The organism is Cupriavidus alkaliphilus (assembly GCF_900094595.1).
Taxonomy (GTDB): Bacteria; Pseudomonadota; Gammaproteobacteria; order Burkholderiales; family Burkholderiaceae; genus Cupriavidus; species Cupriavidus alkaliphilus.
This window is the reverse complement of sequence record NZ_FMAD01000005.1, coordinates 387,951-411,142: the sequence shown is the minus strand read 5'-3', so window position 1 is coordinate 411,142 and position 23,192 is coordinate 387,951. Positions and strand designations below refer to the sequence as shown.

Annotated in this window: 21 protein-coding genes; 6 read left to right on the top strand and 15 right to left on the bottom strand. The window is 68.6% G+C overall.

Annotated features, from left to right (window positions below):
• Positions 1-157 precede the first annotated feature (157 nt).
• A complete protein-coding gene (locus GA0116996_RS13815) occupies positions 158-1,837 on the bottom strand; it encodes a diguanylate cyclase (protein WP_092312332.1) in 1,680 nt (559 codons plus the stop codon).
• Between the two features lie 33 nt (positions 1,838-1,870).
• A complete protein-coding gene (locus tag GA0116996_RS13810; RefSeq protein WP_244159851.1) occupies positions 1,871-3,523 on the bottom strand; it encodes a mechanosensitive ion channel family protein in 1,653 nt (550 codons plus the stop codon).
• A gap of 373 nt (positions 3,524-3,896) precedes the next feature.
• Here GA0116996_RS13810 and GA0116996_RS13805 point away from each other — a divergent pair, with 373 nt between their 5' ends.
• The 3 genes from GA0116996_RS13805 to GA0116996_RS13795 are packed head-to-tail and all read left to right on the top strand — an operon-like array spanning position 3,897 to position 6,621.
• A complete protein-coding gene (locus GA0116996_RS13805; RefSeq protein WP_092312234.1) occupies positions 3,897-4,877 on the top strand; it encodes a Bug family tripartite tricarboxylate transporter substrate binding protein in 981 nt (326 codons plus the stop codon).
• Between the two features lie 28 nt (positions 4,878-4,905).
• Positions 4,906-6,261 (top strand): acyclic terpene utilization AtuA family protein, encoded by a 1,356-nt coding sequence (locus GA0116996_RS13800; protein WP_092312232.1) that lies wholly within the window; start codon positions 4,906-4,908, stop codon positions 6,259-6,261.
• A gap of 9 nt (positions 6,262-6,270) precedes the next feature.
• Complete coding sequence (locus tag GA0116996_RS13795; protein WP_092312229.1) at positions 6,271-6,621, top strand: AtuA-related protein; 351 nt, start codon at positions 6,271-6,273, stop codon at positions 6,619-6,621.
• Positions 6,622-6,625: 4 nt separating this feature from the next.
• Here GA0116996_RS13795 and GA0116996_RS13790 read toward each other — a convergent pair whose 3' ends face one another.
• Positions 6,626-7,396, bottom strand: coding sequence for an IclR family transcriptional regulator (locus tag GA0116996_RS13790; protein ID WP_092312226.1), 771 nt, complete (start codon positions 7,394-7,396; stop codon positions 6,626-6,628).
• A gap of 313 nt (positions 7,397-7,709) precedes the next feature.
• On the opposite strand from GA0116996_RS13790, the gene GA0116996_RS13785 reads away from it, so the two are divergent.
• The gene (locus tag GA0116996_RS13785; RefSeq protein ID WP_092312223.1) at positions 7,710-8,777 is read left to right on the top strand and encodes a CBASS cGAMP-activated phospholipase; all 1,068 of its coding nucleotides are present in this window, start codon (positions 7,710-7,712) and stop codon (positions 8,775-8,777) included.
• 17 nt (positions 8,778-8,794) lie between these two features.
• Here the strand turns inward: GA0116996_RS13785 and GA0116996_RS13780 are convergent, their stop codons facing one another.
• The 7 genes from GA0116996_RS13780 to GA0116996_RS13750 form a co-directional block, all read right to left on the bottom strand.
• Positions 8,795-9,289, bottom strand: a complete 495-nt coding sequence (locus tag GA0116996_RS13780) for a helix-turn-helix domain-containing protein (RefSeq protein WP_092312220.1) — start codon at positions 9,287-9,289, stop codon at positions 8,795-8,797.
• A 249-nt stretch (positions 9,290-9,538) separates the two neighbouring features.
• Complete coding sequence (locus tag GA0116996_RS13775; RefSeq protein ID WP_092312217.1) at positions 9,539-10,321, bottom strand: 4'-phosphopantetheinyl transferase family protein; 783 nt, start codon at positions 10,319-10,321, stop codon at positions 9,539-9,541.
• A gap of 20 nt (positions 10,322-10,341) precedes the next feature.
• Positions 10,342-13,437 (bottom strand): acetoacetate--CoA ligase, encoded by a 3,096-nt coding sequence (locus tag GA0116996_RS13770; RefSeq protein ID WP_092312214.1) that lies wholly within the window; start codon positions 13,435-13,437, stop codon positions 10,342-10,344.
• Between the two features lie 275 nt (positions 13,438-13,712).
• Complete coding sequence (gene arsH, locus GA0116996_RS13765) at positions 13,713-14,477, bottom strand: arsenical resistance protein ArsH (RefSeq protein ID WP_092312326.1); 765 nt, start codon at positions 14,475-14,477, stop codon at positions 13,713-13,715.
• Positions 14,478-14,530: 53 nt separating this feature from the next.
• Positions 14,531-15,607, bottom strand: a complete 1,077-nt coding sequence (arsB, locus tag GA0116996_RS13760; protein WP_092312211.1) for an ACR3 family arsenite efflux transporter — start codon at positions 15,605-15,607, stop codon at positions 14,531-14,533.
• A gap of 3 nt (positions 15,608-15,610) precedes the next feature.
• Entirely contained in the window at positions 15,611-16,105 is a 495-nt protein-coding gene (locus tag GA0116996_RS13755; RefSeq protein ID WP_092312208.1) for an arsenate reductase ArsC, read from the bottom strand.
• Positions 16,106-16,125: 20 nt separating this feature from the next.
• Positions 16,126-16,455, bottom strand: a complete 330-nt coding sequence (locus GA0116996_RS13750) for an ArsR/SmtB family transcription factor (protein WP_092312205.1) — start codon at positions 16,453-16,455, stop codon at positions 16,126-16,128.
• 133 nt (positions 16,456-16,588) lie between these two features.
• Between GA0116996_RS13750 and GA0116996_RS13745 the strand changes: the two genes are divergently transcribed.
• Entirely contained in the window at positions 16,589-17,020 is a 432-nt protein-coding gene (locus GA0116996_RS13745; RefSeq protein WP_092312202.1) for a hypothetical protein, read from the top strand.
• A gap of 9 nt (positions 17,021-17,029) precedes the next feature.
• Here GA0116996_RS13745 and GA0116996_RS13740 read toward each other — a convergent pair whose 3' ends face one another.
• From GA0116996_RS13740 to GA0116996_RS13720, 5 genes are all read right to left on the bottom strand, one after another.
• Positions 17,030-17,527 (bottom strand): hypothetical protein, encoded by a 498-nt coding sequence (locus GA0116996_RS13740; protein ID WP_092312199.1) that lies wholly within the window; start codon positions 17,525-17,527, stop codon positions 17,030-17,032.
• Between the two features lie 71 nt (positions 17,528-17,598).
• Positions 17,599-19,962 (bottom strand): acetamidase/formamidase family protein, encoded by a 2,364-nt coding sequence (locus GA0116996_RS13735; RefSeq protein ID WP_425248313.1) that lies wholly within the window; start codon positions 19,960-19,962, stop codon positions 17,599-17,601.
• Positions 19,963-20,060: 98 nt separating this feature from the next.
• Complete coding sequence (locus GA0116996_RS13730; RefSeq protein WP_012355164.1) at positions 20,061-20,252, bottom strand: DUF1427 family protein; 192 nt, start codon at positions 20,250-20,252, stop codon at positions 20,061-20,063.
• Positions 20,253-20,283: 31 nt separating this feature from the next.
• A complete protein-coding gene (locus tag GA0116996_RS13725) occupies positions 20,284-20,493 on the bottom strand; it encodes a XapX domain-containing protein (protein WP_092312193.1) in 210 nt (69 codons plus the stop codon).
• A 25-nt stretch (positions 20,494-20,518) separates the two neighbouring features.
• Positions 20,519-21,544 carry an acetamidase/formamidase family protein gene (locus tag GA0116996_RS13720; RefSeq protein WP_092312190.1) on the bottom strand — a complete coding sequence of 342 codons (1,026 nt, stop codon included), beginning with the start codon at positions 21,542-21,544 and terminating at the stop codon, positions 20,519-20,521.
• A gap of 431 nt (positions 21,545-21,975) precedes the next feature.
• Here GA0116996_RS13720 and GA0116996_RS13715 point away from each other — a divergent pair, with 431 nt between their 5' ends.
• Positions 21,976-23,190, top strand: coding sequence for a CaiB/BaiF CoA transferase family protein (locus GA0116996_RS13715; protein ID WP_092312187.1), 1,215 nt, complete (start codon positions 21,976-21,978; stop codon positions 23,188-23,190).
• The last annotated feature ends 2 nt before the right edge of the window (positions 23,191-23,192 follow it).

Sequence of the window (23,192 nt, the reverse complement as noted above, 5' to 3'; positions counted from 1 at the left end):
GAACTCCTTGTGAAGACCATGGCACGGTGCCATGCCCAGGCGCGCGGACGCGCGCGCTGGTGTCATAAGGCCATCATTGTCGTCAAGATTGCAATGCCGGATTGATTAGTACACCTTATAAGCTCTTTAAGCCTGCGTGATTCGCAAACGCTGCCCGCTACCGCGCCACCACCTGGTTGCGGCCGTTGGCCTTGGCTTGATACAAGCGCCGGTCGGCAGCTATCAGCAGCGCATCGAGATTGCCATGATCCCCGGGCGCGAGCCCGGCCACGCCAAACGAGGCGGTAAAGCGGATGGGTTCGGTACTGCCCGCGTGGGGCGCCGGCTCGCAGCGCAGGCCCTCCAGTCGCTGTCGCAGGTGCCCGGCCACCGCGGCGGCATCGTCGACGCCGGTGCCGGGCAGCAGGACGGCAAACTCCTCGCCGCCAAGGCGTGCGGGCAGGTCGGCCTTGCGCACGCCCGAGCGCAGCGCATCCGCCACCGCGCGCAGCACCACGTCGCCGCTGGCATGTCCCCAGCGATCGTTGATGGACTTGAAATGGTCGATGTCCAGCATGACCACGGCGATTGGCAGCGGCTCCGCCGCGAACCGCGCGGCGAAGACACGGCGGTTGGCCAGCCCGGTCAGGGCGTCGGTTTCCGCCAGCGTGCGCAGCGCCTCGCCGCGCGCCAGATAGTGCCGGAACAGGCTGTGCACCACCGCCAGCGTGGCGCAAAGCAGGATGCCCAGCGCGGCGGCGCCCGCGCCAATGACGCCGCTCAGCCGTACGGCGCTGGCCAGCCACAGCTGATTCACCGGAATCTCGTCGACCAGTGCCAGGCCGCCCTGGCGGAGCCGGCGGAACATCAGGTCGCTGCCGCCTGCGCCACTTGCGCCGCCTACGCCGTTCAGCAGGCCGGAGTCGGCATGGAAGACCGCATCGAGCGTGGCGGCGGGCCACGGTCCGGAGAGCGCCGCCTGCAGGGTTTCGCCGGCACGCACGTTGCGCGTGCTGGCGCCGATGAGCCGGCCTTCGCGATCGACCAGGTAGCTGCTGGACTCGTGGAAAGGTGCGCTGCTGAGCTGGTCGTCGAGACTGCGCTGGGGCAGTTCGAGCATGGCCACGCCGCGGAAATCCCCGTCGGCATAGACCGGCACGCTCAGGAACAGTGAAACCTGCTCGCGCTCGACCGTGGCCGGGGCGATGCGCCATTGCACGGCCCGGCCGGGATTGCGCGAGGGAAGGCTGTCACGGAAGTAGGGCGCGGCCGCCAGGCGCTGCACGGCGGACACGACCTGCTGTTGCGGTATCGAAGGGTAGGCCGTTAGCACGCCGTTGCGCGAAACATAGGCAATGCGCCGGCGTATCCCGGATCCCTCTGGCGCCGCGCTCAGCAGGTGGCTGAGCGAGCGGGCCACCACCACGTCGGCCTCGAGCCGCGCTTCGTCTCGGGCGAAGCCGTCCACGCCGCGCAGCGCCGCGGCGCTGACGCCGTAGACCGCCGCCGCGTCATGCGCGGGCACAGGCCATGCCGGCTGGTCGCGATGCGCCAGGGTAGCGCGCAGGTCGGCATCCGACGCGCCCGGCGCCGTGGCGTGGATTTGCAGCAGGTGCTGCGCAAAATTCCTCACGCTGAGCAAACGCTCGGCTTCGCGCTGCAGCAGCGCATCCATGCTCTGTGCGCGCACCGCCTGCATATGCCGCAGGGTTTCGATTTCGCGGTCCTGCGACAGCTGCAGCCCTCGCCACAGCAGCAGCAACAGCAGCACGACAGACAGCGAGAACGCCACCACGACGAAGCGATGCGGCCGGCTGGCAAGCAGTTGCCAGGCCTGGCCAGAGAAGCGCTGGAGCATCTTCAATCGTCAGGTTGTGATGGCGCGGGCGACTCAGCCGTCGCTGCGCTGCTGCACGGGGGGCGTGGCGGGGGGAGCATGCCACTGTTCCGCCGGTACCATCACCGGTTCCTTCGGCTGCAGCACGAAATGCGGCGACATGATCTGGACGTTGTGGCGATTGAACTCGTCCTGGATCGCGGCATGCAGCGTGGACAGGGCGAAGAAGCGGCGGCGCGGGTCTTCGATGGCGAAGAACAGCTCGTATTCGACGTAGAAGTCCGACAGCCCGCGCTGCAGCACGAAGGGCGCGGTTGCCGGGTCCAGCCCGGGCACCTGGCGCGCGGCATTGAGCAGCATCGCATGGACCTGGCGCCAGGGCGTGTCATAGCCGATCGTCACCGCCGACGACAGCAGGGCCGCACTGCCCCCGTTGATGTCCCCGGAGCGCGAATAGTTGTGCACAGCGCTGCCGACCACCACGGCGTTCGGCAGCGTGACCTGCTCCTGCCGCAGGTTGACCAGCCTGACCGAGAGAGGACCCAGGCTCTCGACCCATCCCACGGTATCGCCGATGCTGACCATGTCGCCCACGCGCAGCGCGCGCGCGTACACCAGCACCATGCCGCTCATCAGCTGGTTCACGACATTGGCCGAGCCCAGCGTCAGCATGAAGCCGAGCAGCACGGACACTCCCTTGAACACGTCGCTCTGTGATCCGGGAATGTACGGGTAGGCAAAGGTGAAGCCAAGCGCCCACACCAGCACCGCGGCCAGGCGGCGCGTCGCCGGCACCGTCTCGGGATGCAGGCCGGGCACCGTGAGGTTGCCGCGCTCGGTGGCCGTGAACACGCTGGCGACCACTGCCTGCACGCCACGCGTAATGAACAGGATGATGGCGACGACCAGCAAGCCCGGGATGGCGCTGACCATGGCGCCGCCGATCCCTTCGAGCAGCCGCCAGAGGTACGCGCCCATGCGCTCGCCGAGCGGGTGCGTCAGCGGAAACTGCAGCAGCGCGAATTCCAGCCAGACAAAGGCGACCAGCGCGAACAGCGCCACCGCCAGGATGCGTACGATGCGGTCGGTCAGCTGGTAGAGTGCGGCGGTCCAGTCGAATCCGTCGGCGGTGCGCGCCTTCAGATGCCGTTGCAGCGAGGCATCCACCAGACGCCCCAGCAACCGCCGGGTCTTGGTCAGGGCCCAGCCGAGCAATACCACGACTGCCAGCGCGCCACCCGAGCGCAGGACGCCGCGAACCAGCGTGGGCCAGTGCTGCTGCTGGCGGCGGGCGGCCACAGCCTGGTTGACGTTGTCGACCGTCTGCCCGACCAGCGCCTCGAACGAGCCCTTGTCCTCGGGATCGCGGTCGCCTTCGACCACGGCAAGCAGCAGCCGCTCGCCGATGTAGATGGCGACTCCATGCTGCCCGGCGAGCTCGCCGGGGCTGGTGCGCACGGGTTGCAGCAGCGCGGACGGGGGCAGCGCTTCGAAGCGGTCGCGCGCGCGCCGCTCGCGTAATTCAGGCGTTACGCCGGCCAGCGTTGCGCGCAGCACCACGATCGGGCGGTTCATCAGGCGGAGTTCGACCGGCGCGGCATTCGCTTCGGCGGCGGGATCCGGCGCGGCCCGCACCGCGGCGATACCGAGCCACAGCAGCAGGGCCACCGCAAACAGCCGCCGCATCAGCAAGAACACCATGGTCATCCGTCGCTGGCGTGATTTGGGAAACGGCGGTGCCACCGCCGCGCGCGTTCCCCATCCGTGCGGGCCGGGGACAGAGTTGGGTGCATGGTTACAGCTTGCGATTTACAACGGAAGTGAAACTTTTTGGACGGCGAGCTTAGAAAAATCGGTGCCTTGCGCTGCGGCGCGTGGGTCACCCCGGTGGCGGCCGGATTTTCCGCGGAGCGCACGAGCGCAGCCTCGACGCTTCAGTTCCGGAGCACGCATTTTCATTCAATGAAAATCCGCCGCAAAAGTTTGACTGTGTTTCCAGCGGCTGCCTAACATCGCTCGCACAAGACCTTCATCAGGCGAAACTGCGCTGGACCTGACGGCGCGGTGCGAGGAGACAGCAATGCGGACGAAAGGACTGCGCCGGCTGGCGCTGGTGGTCGCGATGTGTTGTCTGCCGTTGGCGCAGGCGGCAGGCGCGGCGGAATATCCGGCGCGGCCGCTGCGGCTGGTGGTGCCATTCACGCCCGGCGGCACCACCGATATCCTGGCGCGCGTGGTCGGTGCCCGGCTCGGCGAGGTGCTCGGACAGAGTGTCGTGGTGGAGAACCGTTCGGGGGCGGGCGGCAACCTCGGCGCGGAAGCGGTGGCGCGCGCCGCGCCCGACGGCTATACGCTGCTGATGGGCACGCTTGGCACGCAGGTGACCAACGCCTACCTGTACGCGCGCATGCCCTATGACGCGGCGCAGGACTTCGCGCCGGTGACGCTGGTAGCCAACTCGCCCAATGTGCTGCTGACCAATGCGTCGCAGCCGGTGCGATCGGTGGCGGACGTGATCGCGCTGGCGAAGAGGGAGCCGGGGCGCATCAACTACGCGTCGACCAGCACCGGCGGCTCGCCGCACCTGTCGGGCGAGTTGCTTGTCAGCATGGCCGGCGTCACGATGCAGCATGTACCGTACAAGGGCGCGGCGCCCGCGATGACGGACTTGCTGGCCGGGCAGGTCGAACTGATGTTCGACAACCTGCCTTCGGCGCTGGCACAGATCCGCGCGGGCAAGGTCAAAGCCCTCGCCGTGACAAGCCCGCAACGCTCGCCCGTTTTGCCCGACGTGCCGACGGTGCAGGAATCCGGCCTGCCCGGCTACGTGGTGAATTCCTGGTTTGGCCTGCTCGCGCCCGCCGGCACGCCCCCGGAGATCGTCGCGCGGCTGCAGAAGGCGGCGGCCGGCGTGCTGGCCGAGCCGGCGGTGCGCCAGCGCATCGAGCAGCTCGGCGCCATGCCGGGCGGCGACACCCCCGCCGCCTTCGCGGCGATCATCCGTGCGGACCACGACAAGTGGTCGCGCGTGATCCGCCAGGCCGGCATCCAGCCCCAGTAAGGTAGCCTCCGACTTACCAACAATGCCAATGACCAAGACAACGCTGCGCGTCGGCTCCGGCTCCGGCTGGTGGGGCGACCGCGTCGAACCGGCCGCCCTCAGCGCGCGCCTGGGCCGGCTCGACTACCTGTGCTTCGAGACCATGGCCGAGGCGACAGTCTCGGCGGCGCAAGTGCGCAAGCGGCGCGATCCCGCCTTCGCCGGCTACGACACCTACCTGGACGAGCGCATGCGCGCGGTGCTGCCGCATTGCCTGGCCAATGGCACGCGCATCATCAGCAACCAGGGCTGGATCCATCCGCTTGGCGCGGCCCGCCGCATCGCAGAGATCTGCGCGGAGCTGGGGCTGCCGATGCCCCGCATCGCCGCCATCACCACCACCGACCTCACGCCGACGATCTGCGACCAGGATCTCGCGCTGCTCGAGAGCGGGGCGCCGGTCGCCTCGCTGCGCGGTACGCTGATTTCCGCCGAGCCCTACGAGGGCGCGCTGCCCATCGTCAGGGCGCTGGAGCAGGGCGCGCAAATCGTCGTGACGGGCCGCGTGGCCGATCCATCGCTGTTTCTCGCGCCGATGATCGACGCCTTTGGCTGGGACTATGCGCGCGACGTGGACCTGCTGGCGCGCGGCAGCGCCATCGGCCATCTGCTCGAATGCGGTGCGCAGGCAACGGGCGGGTACTTCGGCGATCCAGGCTACAAGGATGTGCCCGAGCCGTGGAACCTGGCGTTTCCCATCGCCGAGATCGATGCGGATGGCAATGCGGTGATCGGCAAGGTGGCTGGCACCGGCGGCCGCATCGACCTGCAGACGATCAAGGAGCAGATGTTCTACGAGGTGCATGACCCCGCCCGCTATATCACGCCGGACGTGGTGGTGGATTTCACCACCGCCGCGCTCGAGCAGGTCGCGCCGGACCAGGTGCGCATCAGCGGCGTGCGCGGCGCGCCGCGCACCGGCACGCTGAAGGTGTCGCTGGGCTGTACCGAAGGCTTTATCGGCGAGGACATGTTCTTCTATGCCGGGCCCGGCTGCCTGGCCAAGGCGGAGCTGGCGCGCGTCATCCTGGAGCGGCGCTTTGCGCTGGCGAACCTGCAGGCGGAAGAACTGCGCATCGACTTCCTCGGGGTCAATGCCATCCATGGCGCCGCGTCGCCGGTGCCGCCATGCGAGCCGAACGAGATTGCCGTGCGCGTGGCCGCGCGCACCCGCACGCGCGAAGAGGCCGCCAAGGTCGGCCGCGAGATCGACAGCATGGCGGTTTGCGGGCTGGCGTCGACCGGCAAGCGCGTGCCGCACCAGGACCGCACGCGCGAAATCATCGGGGTGTGGTCGGCACTGGTGCCGCGCGCGCAGGTCGAGTCCTGTATCCACTTTCTTTGAGGGCGAGCCATGATCGTTTGCTTGCGGCGCGTCGCGCATACCCGGTCGGGCGACAAGGGCAACACCTCGAATACGGCCGTGATTGCCTATGACCCGGCGTTCTATCCTTACCTGAAAGCGCAGCTCACCGCGCCGGCGTTCAAGGCCATGTTCGGCGGCGTGATCACGGGAGAGGTGGAGCGCTATGCCGTCGACGGCCTGCAGGTGCTGAACTTTGTCGCGCACGGCGCGCTGGGCGGCGGGGTATCGCGCAGCCTGGCGCTCGACAATTACGGCAAGGCGCTGGCCAGCGCGGTGCTGCGCTTCGAACTGGACATTCCCGATACGCTCGCCGGCCTGCTGCGCGGGCCGCCGCCCTGAAGCGCTAGCGCGGCCCGGCGCGCCGGGTCCAGGCACTGCTGATGCGGCGCGCCTCATCCTTCAGGCGCCTGGCAAGACGGGCTTCGCGCGCGCGCAGACGCTCGCTCAGCGCGGCAATGCTGAGCGCGCCGAGCGGCTGTCCTTCGTAGTCGAGAATCGGCACCGCGATGCCGCCCATATGCTCGACCACCCAATCGAGGAACATCACATGGCCGCGCTCGCGCGCGGCTTCAGCCTCTCTGGCGATCAGTTCCGGCGTCAGCCGCGGATAGGCCGCGAGCCGGCGCGAGGTGTGCTGCAACCGCCTGGTCCGCTCAGCCGCCGGCAACCATGCCAGCACCGCCATGCTGCCCGCGCCCACGCCCAAGGGCCGGCGCGTGCCGACCTCGACATAGTTGGCACGGATCGCATAGGTGCCCAGCTCGATATGCGTGCAGACCGATTCGCCGCGGCTGGCTTCGGTCAGTACTGCGGTGTCCCCGAATTCCTCCACCAGCCGTTCCAGGCTATGCCGGGCGAGCGCGCGCAGGTCGACGCGGCGCTGGGCCACGTCGGCAAGCTGGAAAACCTCGGCGCCGATGCCGAAGCGACGCCGGGCATCGCGCGTGGCGAATCCTTCCGCGACCAGCATCTCCAGCAGGCGCGATGTCGTTGCCGGGTCGAGCCCGGTGGCGCGGGCGACATCGGAAAGGCGCCGCACCTGCGGATCGGAAAGCGCGCGCAGGATGGAGAGCGCGCGCTGCACCGGGGACGAGCGTGGGATGCGGTCGGGCATTGGAGGCGAGGCTGGCCGGGACGTGGCCATCATCGCATGGATGGTCGCGCATGCCGGTCCTGGCGTTCGCTTCGCGGTGCGACGCGCGGGAGCGGAGCCGATGGCCCAGGACAGTGCCGTCGCGCAAATCAGAATGAAACGCCGTCTAATTGCCTGCATGATCGGGCTACATCGCCCGCGCCGTTTCTGTAAAAACACGCATCCGTCGCCTAGTATGGATGCGCATGGCACGCGGGCGGGCTGCGTTGGCACGAGACCTCGACGTGGGTTTGCGGCCGTGCGACGACAGTTCATTCGGCAGCAGGGGGAATCCTTGGACGAGTCGGCTCCGGACCGGTTTCAGATCCTTGCGCTCTCGGGCGGCGGCTTTCGCGGGCTGTACACGGCCAGGCTGCTTGCCGACTTCGAGGAGGAAATCGGGGCCCCGATCGCGACCCGGTTCGACCTGATCGCGGGGACTTCGATCGGCGGCGTCATTGCGCTCGCCCTGGCGCTGGAGCTGCCGGCAAGCCGCATCGTGGACCTGCTGACGCAGCACGGCGAGCAGATCTTCCAGCGGCGCTGGTCGCTTGCCGGCATCTGGCGCGCCCCATTCGGGTCGCGCCGGCTGCTGGAACTGTTGTGCGCCGAGCATCTGTTCGGCGAACGCCTGCTGGGCGCCTGCGCGCACCGGGTAGTCATACCCGCGATCAATTACTCCACCGGTCGGCCGCAGATATTCAAGACGCCGCACCACGTCAATTTCAAGCGCGACCACAAGTTCCGCATCGCGGATATCGCGATGGCGACCAGTGCCGCGCCGGCATACTTCGCGCGCTACACGTTCAACCATAATCAGTTCGTCGACGGCGGCCTTTACGCCAATGCGCCGGGCCTGCTGGCCGTGCATGAAGCGCAGTATTCCCTGCTGCGATCGCCTGCCGAGGTGCACGTCATGGCGATCGGAACGATGTCGTCGAAGTTCACCGTGAATCCGCGCCGCAACCGCGAGGGCGGCACCTATGACTGGGGCGGCATCAATCCCGCCAACATGCCGCGGCGCTTGTTCGGCCTGTCGATATCGGTCCAGGAAGCGCTGAGCGATTTCATGCTGTCGCACCTGCTGCCGGGGCGCTATGTGCTGGTCGACGACGACCTGACCGACCAGCGCGCACGCGCCGTGGGCATGGACAGGGCCGACCGCGCGGCCAGGGAGGTGCTGCTGGGCGCGGCCTCGGAGCGGTCCAAGATCTGCATCGGCAGCCGGGAGTTCCAGCCGTTCCTGAGGCATCTCGCCCCCGCCCCGACGTTCTTCTACGGTGAGAACGAGAACGCAGGCACGTTCGCGCGCCGCAGCAGCGGTGCCACGGCGCAGGTGCACAGGATCTCGCCGGCGCGATAGGCGCGGATCGCCGCGTCTTACGCGAACGCGTGGAAGGGACGCCGGAAGCCGGTCGGCATGGCGTCCGGCTCCGGCCGGGCCGGCGCGGCGAGCGGCAGGTCCAGCAGCGCGCGCACGTCCCGTTCGATCGTTGCCAGCGATGCCGAGCGGCACAGGGTGCGGGCAAAGCGGGCATCCAGGCCGGGCGGCAGGCGCAGCCACATATTGTCCGAGATCAGCAGCAGGCGCCGCGGGCGCAGCACCAGGCTGGCCACCCGCAGCTGGTTCCAGCCGTCGGCCAGGTCCGGCGGCATGCCGAACACCAGCAGCGCCGGCGCCGGCAAGCGCAGGTTGCGCGCCGCCAGGGCCTCGGTCTCCACCGGTTCCACCCGGCCGATGCCCGGCATCTCGCCGAGCAGGCGCGTGATGCCGTGCCGGTACATCGGCATGTCGTCGATGACCACGGCATGTGCCTCGCCGCCGCACTCCAGCACCTGCGCCGAGGGCGGCGCTCCACGGTTAGTCCAGCTCATTGCTTGCTCCGGTTATCCGGCATTGGCTTCGTGGCCAACGCTTTTCACCGGAATCAGCAAAGGGGATGCCAACTCCGGCAGGGCCCGGGCCTGCGCTCCCGGTCAGCGCCACGACCCAGGCGGGCCGCGGGTTTGCGCCGGGGCGGCCCATGCGGACCGGCCCGCGCGCATGGCTGGCATCAGGGCGGCAGGCGTTACGTGTAACGTAACGTGTTACGGGGCCGGACCCTTGCCCAGCGGCAGCACCGGTCAGCAGCGGTGCCACGCGACGCTTGCGTCTGGCAGCGATACGGCCAGCGCCGCCCGGAACCCGGCACCGGCATCCAGGTCCAGGCAGGTCCAGCCGGACATGGGGATGCCATCGCGCGAAGCCCGCCAATGGCCTGCGCCGCGCCGCCAGTCGTCTTCCGTCGTGTACGCGGTGGGATCGACCGAGAGGCCGGTGCCGAGCGCTTTCAGCAGCGCTTCCTTGCGCGTCCAGATGCTTAGCAGCGCCTCGGCCGAAGCGGGCCGCGCGCGCGCCAGGACCTGCGCTTCCTGCGCGGAAAATATGCCGCGTCCAAATCCCGGGACGTCCGCTGCGTTTACGCCACCGGCAACGCCACCGGCACGCCGCTCCACGTCCACGCCGAGGCGGCAATCCCGGGCGAAGGCCAGCAGCGCCAGGCCGTCGGTGTGCGCCACGCTGAAGGCCAGCCCCGTCTGCGGCCATTGCAGCACCGGCTTGCCGAATGGCGACACAGCCAAGCGCAGCGCTTCGGGCTGGCAATGCAGGTAGCCGCCGACCAGCCAGCGCAGCAGCCCGCGCCGGGCGATATAGCCATTGCAGTGCCTGGCGTGCCGGTAGGCCAGGGCGCGTGCGCGCTCGTCCGGCGCAAGCGTATGGGCCAGCGTGCATGCCGGATCGACCTGCGCGTCATCCAGCCTCCATACCTGTACCGCGCCGTCCGGCAACGCGAGGCGCTCCGGTTGCGGCAGCACGAACGGCGCGGCAGCGCCCGTGCCCCGTGCGGCAAGGCCATCATGCTGCATGCTGTGCCATGTCCGCGGCGTCACGCGCCCGTCAGCCCTTCGTCCAGGATCGCCGCCACCGCCTGCAGGTTGGGTTCGAGGACCAGGTCGAAATGGCTGCAGGGCACCTCGGCAATGGTCAGGCCGCCCAGCGCGACGCGCCGCCACAGCGACAGCGGATCGCCGCGCTGCTGCTGCCTGACCGCGGCGCGCAGATAGAGCACCGGGCCGGCATGGTACGGCCGCGGCCGATAGGTCGTCATGGCGCGCACCATGGTCTCGCGCACCTGCCGCAGTGCCGGCGGCAGCGATTCGCTAAACGCGTCGGGCTTGCAGGTGATGCCGCCGCGGCGCATGCCGACACCTTCCGCGGCCCGGCGCAGCGCGTATTTCAGGTAGCGCACGCGCTGTGCCGCCGGCACCGCGCGCAGCTTGCGCAACTTCCAGCCGGGATAGTTCCAGCAGTAGCGCAGCCACGTGCGCCACGGCAGGAAATGCTCGCAGACATAGGTGTCGAGCAGGCACAGCAGCTCGACCTGCTCGCCGGCGCGCGTCAGCTGTTGCGCCATCTCGAACACCACCAGCCCGCCGAACGAGTAGCCGGCCAGCGCGTAGGGACCGCTCGGCTGCAGGCTGCGGATCTGTTCGATATAGCTGGCCGCCATGTCCTCGACGCGCCGCTGCGTCGGCTGTTCGCCGTCAAGGCCGCGTGCCTGCAGCCCGTAGACCGGACGCGAAGTGCGCAGCGCGTTGACCATGCCCCAGCACTCCATCACCGAGCCGCTCGCGCCGTGCACCAGGAACAGCGGCGAGCCGGTGCCGCTGCGCACGGGCACCAGGTTGGGCGAAGGCCGCGGCGACGCGGCGTCGTCGATCGCCGCGGCCAGGCCGGCGATGGTGGGCGCGAACAGCAGCGTCGCCAGCGGAATCGTGCGGCCGGTCGACTGGTGCACGTCCGCCAGCAGCCGCGCGGCCAGCAGCGAATGTCCGCCGAGGTCGAAGAAGTTGTCGTTGCGGTCGATCGGGGCGAAGTCGAACAGGCGCTCCCACAGGGCCTGCAGATGACGTTCGAGCTGCTCCCGCGACGTGCCGGGGGCGGGCAGTTCGCGCGCCGCCAAGTTCAGGGCCGGATGATTGCGGATGGCGTCGAGGCAGTCCGGATTGCGCAGCGCCGCGGCGTTGCCCACCGGCATGCCGTTGACCGCGTTGCGCGCTGCCGCTTCGGAGAACTTGCCGTTGTGGGTGACCGGCAGCGCCGGCACGGCGAGGATGCGGTCGGGCACATGGGTTGGCGAGGCGCGGCGCGCCAGGTCGCGGCGCACGCGCGCGGCCAGCGCGCCGGTCAGCGCGACGCCGTCCTGCAAGACCAGCAGCAGCACCATGCGCTGGTCGTATCGCTCCGTGCGGGTGCGGTCCGGTGGTGCCGTGCGCGCGCGCTGCTCGACCACCATCGCCTCGCGGATCTCCGGGATATCGCGCAGCACCCGATAGATCTCGCCCGGCCCGACATTGACGCCGCGCACATTGAGCACGCCGTCGGAACGGCCATGCAGCCGCGCCGTGCCTTCGGGCGGAAACTCGATCCGGTCGCCGTGGGTCCAGACCCCCGCGTTGGCCGAAAAATAGGCCTTGTGGAAGCCCTGGCCGTCCACGTCGCCATAGAAGCCCAGCGGCCGCGACGGGAACGGGTTGGCGCACACCAGCTCGCCGATGCCGCTGGTGGGCGCGCCGTGTTCCCACGCCTGCACATCGAGCGCCAGGCTCTTGCACTGCGCTTCGCCCGCATAGACCGGCAGGTTCGGATTGCCCAGCACGAAGCAGCCGAGGATGTCGGTGCCGCCGGAGATCGACTGCAGCGGCAGCGCCTTGACGTGATCGCGCACCCATTCGAACTGCGCATCGAACAGCACCGAACCGGTCGACATCATCGCGCGCAGTGCGCCCAGGTCGAACTGCTGGCCGGGCACCAGGCCGGCGTCCTCGCACATCTTCAGGTAGGCGGGACTGGTGCCGAACACCGTGACGCGCTCGTCCGCGACCAGCCGCCACAACGCGTCGACCGTGGCGATCGGGCCGTCATAGGTCACGATCTCGGTCCCGGACGCCAGCGCCGACAGCTGCCAGTTCCACATCATCCATGCGCAGGTGGTGTGGAAGTACATGCGGTCGCCGGGCCGCAGGTCGCTATGCAGCCGATGTTCCTTCAGATGCTCCAGCAGGCTGCCGCCGGCGCCGTGCACGATGCACTTGGGCTTGCCGGTGGTGCCCGACGAAAACATGATGAAGAGCGGATGATTGAACGGAAAGCGCTGGAAGGAGAACTGCTGCGCATCGCCACGGCCGATCAGGTCCGCCAGCGCATGGACCGGCTGGCTGACGGTGGCCGGCAGGGCGCCGTCGTCGAGCTGGACGATGCCCTGCAGCGAAGGCAGCGCGGCAGCCAGGCCGGCAACGTTGTCCGCCAGCGGGATGCCGGTGTCGAAGGCGCGCTGCGCGGTGTGCGCGAGCAGCAGCCGCGGCGCCAGCGGCGCGAAGCGATCGAGCAGGGTCTCGACGCTCATCTCGGCCGCAGCCGTCGACAGCGTGGCGCCGAGCGCGGTCACCGCCAGCGCGGCGACGATGGCTTCGGCGTCGTTGCGCATCACGCCGACCACGCGGTCCCCTTCGCGCAACCCCAGTTGCGACAAGGCATGTGCGGCGCGCGCGACGCGCTCGCGCAGTTCGCCCCGCGTCAGGCGTTCACGCCGCCCATCGGCGTGGCAGGCGGTCAACGCCGGTGCGTCGGGTCCGGCGACTTCCAGCCCAAGCAGGTTGTCCGCATAGTTCAGCAGCAGGTTCGGGAAGAAGCGCGCATGTTCGCAATCGTCGCCGACGCAGACCGGCTCGGGGCTGCCCGACCACGCCAGCCCCTGTGACCACTGCAGGAAAAAGCGCCAGAATGTCCGGTACTCCCGTACCGAGAAATCGTGCAGCGCACCGTAGCGGTGGAACGACTGGCCGGTACACGCCTGCAGCGCCGCGGTGAAGGCGGTCATCTGCGACGCCACGGCCCGCTCGGGCGAGCTGCAGTAAATGGGAGTGCGACCCTGGTTGACGCTCGGGCAGAACGAGGCGTCCAACAAATAAAATCGATCCATCCGATGCTCCTGAGAGACCGGCGCACGCCATTCGAAGTGATGGCGTGTTCATGGCATCGAGATTACTGGCTGGGGAATTCTGGTCTGTGCGTCATCGCACGCATGACCGGCAGGCTGGCGTCGGGCACGGCTCGCTTGCGCCGCGGCATGCATGCCGGCAAGCGCTCAGGATCGTCCCCCGCTCCATGCCTGAGGACTAACCCTGCCCCCACCAAGCAGGGAACATTCCAGCCGCGTCGCGCGTGTGATGAGTTCGGTACCGCCCAGCGCAGGCGCTATTCGACTTCGCCGCTGTCGGTATCGCCAACCTGCGCGTCCCGCTCTTGACGCATCGCCGCCGCCGCGAGTGTCGTGGCCGCGGCAGGCGCGGCCTCCTTGCGCTCGCTGTAGCGATCGGTCAGGTAGTCGCTGCGGTCGCGCACGAGCAGCGTGAATTTGTAGAGTTCCTCCATGACGTCGACCACGCGGTCATAGTAGGAGGAAGGTTTCATGCGGCCGCCGGCATCGAACTCCTGGTATGCCTTGGCCACCGACGACTGGTTCGGGATCGTCACCATGCGCATCCAGCGTCCCAGCACCCGCAGCGCATTGACGGCATTGAAGGATTGCGAGCCGCCGCAGACCTGCATCACGGCCAGCGTGCGCCCCTGGGTGGGGCGGATGCCGCCGAATTCCAGCGGCAGCCAGTCGATCTGGTTCTTGAATACCGCCGTCAGCGTGCCGTGGCGCTCCGGGCTGCACCACACCTGGCCTTCCGACCACTCGGAAAGCTGGCGCAGTTCCACCACCGTGGGATGGTCGGCCGGAACACTGTCGCACATCGGCAAGCCGTGCGGGTCGAATACGCGGGTTTCCGCGCCGAAGTGCTGCAGGATCCGCTCGGCCTCGAGCACCAGCAGCCGGCTGTATGACGTTTGCCGCAGCGAGCCGTAGAGCAGCAGGATGCGCGGGGCATGCGTGCTGGTGCGGGCTGGCGCCAGCTTGTGCAGGTCCGGCGTGTCCAGTACTGCCGTATCGATATTGGGCAGGTCCTGCCTGATCATTCCATCCTCCGTCCCTGCGCATCGCAGGGCGCTACTGACATGCCGGTGCTTCAGCGAGCCCCGGCCTCATACCAATGCTGCGACCGGTTGACGATGGCCACCACCAGCAGCATGACCGGCACCTCGATCAGCACGCCCACCACCGTGGCAAGCGCCGCGCCGGACTGGAAGCCGAACAGGCTGATGGCGGTGGCCACGGCCAGCTCGAAGAAGTTGCTGGCGCCGATCAGGCTGGACGGACCGGCGACGCAATGCGCAACGCCGAGCTTGCGGTTCAGCAGGTAGGCCAGCCCCGAGTTGAAGAAGACCTGGATCAGGATCGGCACCGCCAGCAGTGCGATCACCAGCGGCTGGTCGAGGATGGCCTTGCCCTGGAACGCGAACAGCAGGACCAGCGTCAGCAGCAGCGCGGTGATCGAGTACGGCCCCAGGCGCCGGACCACGCGCTGGAAATGCCCGACGCCGCGGCGCAGCAACATCTTGCGCAGCGCCTGCGAGAGGATCACCGGCACCACGATGTACAGGGCCACCGAGGTGAGCAGCGTATCCCACGGCACCGTGATCGCGGACAGGCCCAGCAGCAGCGCCACCACCGGCGCGAAGGCCACCACCATGATGGCATCGTTCAGCGCCACCTGCGACAGCGTGAAGTACGGGTCGCCCTTGCACAGCTGGCTCCAGACGAACACCATCGCCGTGCACGGCGCCGCGGCCAGCAGGATCAGGCCGGCCACGTAGCTGTCGATCTGGTCGGCCGGCAGCAGCGGCGCGAACAGGTGGCGCACGAAGATCCAGCCGAGCAGCGCCATCGAGAACGGCTTGACCGCCCAGTTGATGAACAGCGTCACGCCGATGCCGCGCCAGTGCGATTTAACCTGCGCCAGCGCGCCGAAATCGATCTTGACCAGCATCGGGATGATCATCACCCAGATCAGCAGGCCGACCGGCAGGTTGACCTGCGCGTATTCCATCCGCCCGATGGCCTGGAATACGCCGGGCAGCATCTGCCCCAGCGCGATGCCGGCGACGATGCACAGCGCCACCCAGATGGTCAGGTAGCGCTCGAAGAATCCGATGGCCGGCGCGGCGGCGGCCGGGGTCGATGCGGCGACGTGCTGGCTGGCCATGGTTCAGCTCCGCGCCAGGCGCTGCAGCGCCTGTTCCAGGTCGGCGTTGCTCATGTCGTCGAGCGGCAGCTGCAAGAGCTGCAGCATGCGGTAGGCGATGGCCTGCCGGGTCAGCTCGAAGGCCTGGCGCTTGTTGTCGTCACTGCCTTCCGTGCGGGACGGGTCGGGGTAGCCCCAATGCACTTTTACCGGGCTGCCGGGCCAGTACGGACAGGCTTCTTCCGCCGCACTGTCGCACACCGTGATCACGATACGCATGGGCGGGGCGTCGTCGCCGGCGAACTCGTCCCAGCTCTTGCTGCGCAAGTCGCCCACCTCGACGCCGGCGTTGCCGAGCGCTTCGATGGCGAACGGGTTGATCCGGCCGCTGGGCGCGCTGCCGGCGCTATAGGCGCGGACATCGCGGCCGGCGCGCCGCGCCAGGTGGTTCAGCATCCCTTCGCCCAGCACGCTGCGCGCCGAGTTGTGGGTACAAAGGATCAATACATTGGTAGTCATGAGGCCAGGTACAGGAAGTATCAGGACGGTGAAGCGACCGAGCAGGGCGACACCGGCGAGCAAGGATTGCCACCGCAGCAGTTCTGCGTCAGGTAAGCCAGCAGTCCGTTCATGGTGTCGAAATGCGCCATGTAGATGATCGAACGGCCGTCCTGGCGGCTGGTCAGCAAGCCCGCGCGGTGCAGTTCCTTCAGGTGGAACGACAGCGAGGACGCCGGGATCTCCATCAGTTCGGCGATCCGTCCGGCGGGCAAGCCGGACGGGCCCGCCTGCACCAACAGCCTGAACACGGCCAGGCGGATCGAGTGGGCGAGCGCGGCAAGCGCGGCGAGGGCGGTATCGGTTTCCATGATTCGACTATATTCGAATCATGGAAACCGAGCAAGCGGCTTTTGTCGCTGTGGTAAGGTTGGCGAAGGTTTCAACGACATCCATGGACGAGACGCAGGCGGCACCCGTGTGGTGTCAGGAGAGTCATGCAGCGTGAGTAAAGGGAAGGAAGAGCCGCGGCGCGCGCGGCGGACCGACCAGGTCTCGCTCAGCCGGGCCTTGCGCCTGAGCGTGCCTGCGGAAGCCAGGCCCGCGCCGGTCAATCGCAGGGACTGGCTGCGGCAGCGCAAGGAGGAATTGCAGGCGGCCCGTGCCGCCGCCAGGCAGAGGCGGAACCTGCTGAGGGCCGAAATCATGTCGGCCGCGCAGGATATTGCGCGCGAGGAACGCAGCGCCGCGCGGCTGGAAGCGGAACGGCTGAAGGCCGAAGCCAGGTCCGCGCGCACCTACGCGCGCGAAGACGAACGCGCCGCCGCCAAATTCGAGCGCGGCCAGTCGAAGCGCACGGCTGCCAGGACAAAAACGCTGGCCAAGGAGAAAACCAAGCTGGTTTCCTACGCCGAGCTGTTGCGGATGCGCAAGTAACCGTCCTTGCTAGCGAATCTTGTCGAAGCCGCTGGCGGCCCAGCGCTCGGCGCTGTCGCGCGTCAGCCGGAAGTCGGGCCGCACCTTGATGGTGGCCAGCACCTCGCCGAAGGCGTCCTCGGCGGTCAGCGTGCCGAAGGGTTCGAACTCATCGGGCGTGATCGCCAGCTTCACGGTCACGCTGCCAGATTCGGCTTCGATGCTGACCTGCTTGTTCAGCTGCGCGTGCAGCTGCTGCTCATGGCGCCGGATCACTTCCGAGGCGGTCTTGACCAGGGTCTGGTGCGCGGTAGCATCCAGCGGCTTGGGGTCGACCTTGTTGCGCCCCATGGTCCAGGGGCCGACCAGCGCCGGCTCGGCGCTGCCGTCGCGGATCATCTCGACCGCCCAGCCTTCGCCATCCTCGTTCTTGATGACGCGGGCGGTCCAGCCCTTGTCGCGCCACAGGCGCGGTTCATGGATGGCTGAGGCTTCGTGCCCGGGCAGCGCGTCGTCGGTGTGTGGCATCAATCTCGTGGTACGGGTTCGGGGAACCCGCGAGAATACTATAGGGCCCGGCAGCAGGCCCCGGGTTGCCCTCACGACCGCGTAAACAACGCCTTCCTGACGATGGCGTGCACGCCCCAGTTGCCGTTGACCACCTGCGTGATGCCGAAATCCACCGCCACCGAGATCAGCGTCACCGCCTCGTCCTCGCTCAGCCCCTTGACCGTCATCAGGAAGCGGCGCGTCTTGCGGAAGGCATCGCGCATGGCGTCGTCCAGCGTGGACTTCAGGTAGATGTGGCTCTGCGCCATCTGGCCCAGCTCGGTCAGGTGGTTGGGCGAGCTGAAGCCATGCAGGATCCATTCGTCGGCGGTTTCCACCAGCGGGTAGCTCAGGTCCGCGAAGGGCGCGCCGCGTTCGATCATGGTGCTCTTGTGCAGGATCAGCTGGAACTCACCGGTCAGCGAGCATTCGATGGCGGTGCCGCACAGCTCGGAATCGCCCTGCGACGCATGCGGGTCGCCGATCGACAGCAGCGCGCCGGGCACCGCCACCTTCAGGTAGACGCTGGCACCGCGCGTGACGCGCCAGTTGTCGAGGTTGCCGGCGAAGCTGGACGGCGGGATCGAGTCGATCAGGCCGTCCTGCGCGGGCGCGACGGCGATCACGCCGAAGTGCGGACGGATCGGGATCTCGATATCGCGCAGCACGTCGTGGTTCTTGACGATGGTGTCGTGGTCGACCGGCACGCCGGGATAGTCGATGGTGGGATGCAGCACGCCGAACGGATCGCGCTGCGGCGTCCAGCGGAAGCTGTAGACCGCGCGGGCGCGGCCGTCGGCGCGTTCGCAGTCGATCTCGAACACCGTCACCACTTCGCGCTCGCGCGGCTCGGTCAGCATGTCGCGGTAGTGGAAGCCCCACCAGGTGGCGGCGTTGCTGCCGAAGGCGCGGCCGGCAAAGCGCGGGTTGGCGCACGGGCGCGGGCGCACGTCGAGGATGCGCACTTCCAGCACGTCGCCGGGCATGGCGCCGCGCACCGCGACCGGGCCGGTGCAGATATGCACGCCGAAACCCTCGCCGGCACCGCGCCCGTAGACCGAGGCGTCGATCGGGCCGGCGCCGCGGCGGTCGACGTTCTTCTGCTCGGCGGTCCAGTGGAACACGCTTTCGGCGCCGGGGTCGCCGTCGATCATGCGCTCGCGGTCGTCGGAGGCGTGCTGGGTCAGCGTTTCGATGGTGACCGTGTCACCGGACATCACTTCCAGCACGGGCGGCAGCTCGTGGCTCAGGTAGCCCCAGTGCACGGTCTTGTCGGTGGCCTGCAGCCAGTGGTGCCGGCCTTCCGGACGCGCCGCGTGCGAGCGGGCCTGGGTGATGGGCACCACGGACGGGCCGGGCTGCACGCGCGCGCGCACGCCGTCGTGGGCCGCAGCGCGCTGTTGCGCGGGACCGCGTCTGGCATCGGCCGGCAGCCCGCGCGACACGTTCAGCGACGGCCGCTGCGCGGGCGTGCCCGCGGCCTGCTCGCGGTACGTGCGCGGCGAAATCCCGAACTGCTCGCGAAACGCGTGGCTGAAGTGCGAAGCATCGTTGAAGCCCCAGCGATAGCAGATGTCCGAGACCGACAGCTTGTCGTACTGCGCATTGGCCAGGTCGGCGCGGCATCGCTCCAGCCGGCTGGTGCGCAGGTAGGCGGAAAAGCTGCTGCCGGATTTCTCGAACAGCTTCTGCAGGTAGCGCGCCGACATGTGTTCGTCGGCGGCGATGGCGGCGAGGCTCAGCTCGGGCTCGGCCAGGCGCGCGTCGATGCGGCTGCAGACCCGGGCGAACACCGCCGCGCGCGACGGCGTCATGTCCGGCGGCGCGCTCGGCTGGTTGTCCGCCAGGGCCGCGCCCAGGCAGGCGACGATGGTGCTGTCGAAGGGCTGGACCGCCCGGTCGTCGGCGCACACCAGGGTGTCGATGCTGGCCGCCATGGATTGCAGCAGGCGCGCGAACAGTTCCGCCGCGTCGCCGCCCAGCACCAGCGCCGAGCGCGGCAACGGCGCGGTGATGCGCGCGTGCAGCAAGGCCTGCCCGATATGCACGATCAGCAGGCGGAAACCGGTGATCAGCGCCACCTTGCGCGCCGCGTGCTCGGGTACGCAGACCACCTGGCCGGGACGCAACGGCTCGCGCAGGTCCGGGCTGGCGAGGTGCGCTTCGCCCTCGGTCAGCATCAGCAGCATCAGGCCGCGGCCGTCGCCGGCGGTGATGGCCAGCGTCTGCGGCACCGACGCGATGCAGGTCAGCCCGATGCCGGCGGGCGTAGTGCGCGACTGGATCGTGCCGTGCAGGGTGTGGTCGGCGCACAGGCTTTCGCAATGCAGGCGCGCGGCCCTGAGTTCGTCGCGCCATGCCGCGCCGCGCCGGTTGCGCGGATACGCTTCGGTGGAAAAACGCTGTAGATGCAATGGAGCCTCCCTGGCGTCTGACTGCCACAGCGCCGGGGCGGCGGACATGGCGGTCCGCCGCCCCGGCGCAACGTTGCTGGCGAAGGCCCGGCGATGCCTTAGCCGATCAGCAGCTGCCCCCGCATCGCGGCTACCAGGACAAAGCCGGCGAAGGTGCCGAAGATGGCGAAGATGCCGCCCAGCACGTTCGGGGCCGGTATCGGCGCCCGTACCGCAGTGTAAAGAAGACCCGTGACCAGGCCAACGGCCGCGGCCTGCAGTTCGGTACTGCCCAATGCGATTTCCACCATGTCATTCCCCCAACGCATGAATTGCGACGATTCAGTGGCTGGCCGGCGGCCGCCCGAAGGCGATGGTCCGGCGCCACGCGTGCACGATCAGGTAGCCGATGTACGTGAACAGGATCGCGCAGATCCCGCCGGTGACATTCGGCGCGGGAATCGGCAGGTTGAGCCAGGAATACAGGGTGCCGGTGACCAGCCCGACCACCAGCGCCACCAGTTCGTTGCGGCCTATGTAGACGTATTGCATGCGCGTTCTCCGTGGATGGGTGGGCTCAGCCCCTGGCCTTGGGTGGGAAGATGGTGCGCGGCATGGTGCAGTGGATGCCCTGGGTGCCATCGACCACCTGGGTCACGCCGAAGTCCGCCGACACGCTCATCAGCGAGTAGGCATCGTCGCGCGACAGCCCCTGTTGCTCGGTCAGCAGGTGGATCATGTCGCGGGCCGCGTTCTTGCCGGCTTCATCGAGATCTTCGTGGAAGCCGTGCACCACCCAGCAGTCCGGCGTTTCCAGCAGCGGCGAAGGGAAATGGAAGTCCTTGCGCAGCACGATCTGGAACAGCACGTTGAGCGAAGCCTCGATCGCGGTGCCGCTGACTTCGCCGTCGCCCTGCGAGATATGCGGGTCGCCGATCGAGAACAGCGCGCCGTCGACCTGCACCGGGTAATACATGGTGGCGCCCGCGCCGATGCGCCAGTTGTCGATATTGCCGCCGTGCAGCCCCGGCTCGACCGTGGTGACGCGGCCGCGCGCGTCGGGCGCGACGCCGGCGGTGCCAAGGTGCGGCCGCACCGGGACACGCACGCCCGCCAGCGCCGGCTGGCGGCAGCATTCGCGCTCGTCGACCACCTTGCCGGGGATGGTCAGCTTGCCGGGATAGTCATAGGCGTAGAGCGCGTGCGCGGTGTTGGAGGCCTGGTCCAGCTCGTAGATGGTGACCCGTTCCTTCTCGAACTCCTTGTACAGCTGCCCCCAGTTCGCTGCGACATTGGCGCCGAAGCGGAAGCGCGGAATCATCTGCAGGTAGCGCACCTCCAGCACGTCGCCCGGCTTTGCGCCTTCGACATAGATCGGCCCGGTCATGATGTGCACGCCCGGGTGGCGGTCGTCGTGCGGAACCTTGCGGTAGATCTCGCGGATGGCGTCGTCCATCATCAGGTCGGGGGCGTCGCCGGCATGGTGGGTCACCGCTTCGGCGCGGATCAGGTCGCCGCTCTTCACGGTCAGCGCGGGCGCCTGGGTGGCATCGAAGTAGCCCCAGTGGATGGTCTCGGGGCGGGCGGGCAGGTCGTGCAGCATGGTTGTCTCCTTGGTTTTTTGCCGCCGTATCCACGACCGCATCGGCGACCGGGCCCACAGCCGTTCAGCGGGTGAGCGGCTGGCCTGGTCGAATGGGGCGGGGAAACCGGCGATGCGTCGCAGGCGGGTCTGGCCTGTTTCCGCTGGCGAGGCTTGCGTCGCCGCGGTGAGTCAATACTAGGGATGGCGCAGGCACGGGCAGTAGGGCGATTCCCCCCAAACTCTTGTGTAGCCGCGCACTAAGGTAAACCCGCTGTGCGCGGCCGCCACCGCCGCCGCCATCTGGGCGGAGGCGGTGGACTGTTAATTTTTGATTGACACCGTGTCAACGATCCATGGAATTGTCGATCAGGCCTTGACAGTGCAAAATCCGGGCGAAGCCCGGGCCGATCCTTCGCATGCCCGAGAGACACACACAAGGAGATCGCCGCATGGCTGATAACAACCATTCCCCGCGCCTGCCGCTGGCCGGCGTGCGCGTGCTGGACTTGTCCCGCGTGCTGGCCGGACCGATGTGCACGCAGGCGCTGGGCGACCTGGGCGCGGAGGTGATCAAGGTCGAGCACCCCGGCCGCGGCGACGATACGCGCGACTGGGGCCTGCGCGTGGGCACGCGCAACACCGCCTACTTCAACAGCGCCAACCGCAACAAGCAGTCCATCGGCATCGACCTGCAGCAGCCCGAAGGCCAGCGCATCGTGCGCGAACTGGCGGCGAAGTGCGACGTGCTGGTGCAGAACTTCAAGTTTGGCGGCATCGACAAGATGGGGCTGGGCTACGAGGCGCTGAAGGCGATCAACCCGGGGCTGGTCTATTGCTCGATCACCGGTTACCGCAGCAACGGTCCCGAGGCGACCCGCCCCGGCTACGACCTGGTGGTGCAGGGCGAGGCCGGCCTGATGGCGCTGAATGGCGAAGAAGGCCAGGGACCGCTCAAGTTCGGCACCGCGGTGGTGGACATGTTCACTGGCATGTATTCGGCGCAGGCGGTGCTGGCCGCGCTGTACGACCGCCAGCGCACCGGCCAGGGCCGCCACGTGGAAATGGCGCTGTACGACTGCGGCCTGATGATCACGGCCTACTACGGCCTGGAGGCGCTGCTGATGGGCGAGGACCCGCCCAAGTACGGCAACGCCCATCCGTCGATCGTCCCCTACGGCGTGTTCGACGCGGCCGATGGCCCGCTGGTGATCACGGTCGGCAACAACGCGCAGTTCCAGCGCTTCTGCACCGAGGTGATCGAGCGCCCGGACCTGGCCGCCGACGAGCGCTTCGCCACCAACACCGGCCGCTCGGCCAACCGCCAGGCGCTGCTGCCGGAACTGCGCGCCGAACTGGCGCGCCGCCCGCGCGAGCTGCTGCTGGCGCGCCTGGGCGCCGCCGGCATTCCGTGCGGCGAGGTGCTGGGGCTGCTCGAGGCCCTGCGCTCGCGGCGCTCGGCCGAAGCCGGCCTGCTGGCAGAGCTGCCCAATCCGGAAACCGGCCGCGTCGAGGTGCTGGCGCCGCCGTACCGGCTCGACGGCGAGCGCGTGCCGGTGCGCGCCGCGCCGCCGCTGCTGTCGCAGGACACGGAGCGCGTGCTGGGCGACTTGCTCGGCATGGACGCCGGGCAGGTGGCCACGCTGAAGGCCGCAGGGGTGGTGTAAGG

Bases quoted from the DNA above. Each gene is read 5' to 3' on its own strand.
- GA0116996_RS13815 (WP_092312332.1), bottom strand. From the start codon at position 1,837: ATGCTCCAGCGCTTCTCTGGCCAGGCCTGGCAACTGCTTGCCAGCCGG.
- GA0116996_RS13810 (WP_244159851.1), bottom strand. From the start codon at position 3,523: ATGACCATGGTGTTCTTGCTGATGCGGCGGCTGTTTGCGGTGGCCCTG.
- GA0116996_RS13805 (WP_092312234.1), top strand. From the start codon at position 3,897: ATGCGGACGAAAGGACTGCGCCGGCTGGCGCTGGTGGTCGCGATGTGT.
- GA0116996_RS13800 (WP_092312232.1), top strand. From the start codon at position 4,906: ATGACCAAGACAACGCTGCGCGTCGGCTCCGGCTCCGGCTGGTGGGGC.
- GA0116996_RS13795 (WP_092312229.1), top strand. From the start codon at position 6,271: ATGATCGTTTGCTTGCGGCGCGTCGCGCATACCCGGTCGGGCGACAAG.
- GA0116996_RS13790 (WP_092312226.1), bottom strand. From the start codon at position 7,396: ATGCCCGACCGCATCCCACGCTCGTCCCCGGTGCAGCGCGCGCTCTCC.
- GA0116996_RS13780 (WP_092312220.1), bottom strand. From the start codon at position 9,289: ATGAGCTGGACTAACCGTGGAGCGCCGCCCTCGGCGCAGGTGCTGGAG.
- GA0116996_RS13775 (WP_092312217.1), bottom strand. From the start codon at position 10,321: ATGCAGCATGATGGCCTTGCCGCACGGGGCACGGGCGCTGCCGCGCCG.
- GA0116996_RS13770 (WP_092312214.1), bottom strand. From the start codon at position 13,437: ATGGATCGATTTTATTTGTTGGACGCCTCGTTCTGCCCGAGCGTCAAC.
- arsB (WP_092312211.1), bottom strand. From the start codon at position 15,607: ATGGCCAGCCAGCACGTCGCCGCATCGACCCCGGCCGCCGCCGCGCCG.
- GA0116996_RS13755 (WP_092312208.1), bottom strand. From the start codon at position 16,105: ATGACTACCAATGTATTGATCCTTTGTACCCACAACTCGGCGCGCAGC.
- GA0116996_RS13750 (WP_092312205.1), bottom strand. From the start codon at position 16,455: ATGGAAACCGATACCGCCCTCGCCGCGCTTGCCGCGCTCGCCCACTCG.
- GA0116996_RS13740 (WP_092312199.1), bottom strand. From the start codon at position 17,527: ATGCCACACACCGACGACGCGCTGCCCGGGCACGAAGCCTCAGCCATC.
- GA0116996_RS13730 (WP_012355164.1), bottom strand. From the start codon at position 20,252: ATGGTGGAAATCGCATTGGGCAGTACCGAACTGCAGGCCGCGGCCGTT.
- GA0116996_RS13725 (WP_092312193.1), bottom strand. From the start codon at position 20,493: ATGCAATACGTCTACATAGGCCGCAACGAACTGGTGGCGCTGGTGGTC.
- GA0116996_RS13720 (WP_092312190.1), bottom strand. From the start codon at position 21,544: ATGCTGCACGACCTGCCCGCCCGCCCCGAGACCATCCACTGGGGCTAC.
- GA0116996_RS13715 (WP_092312187.1), top strand. From the start codon at position 21,976: ATGGCTGATAACAACCATTCCCCGCGCCTGCCGCTGGCCGGCGTGCGC.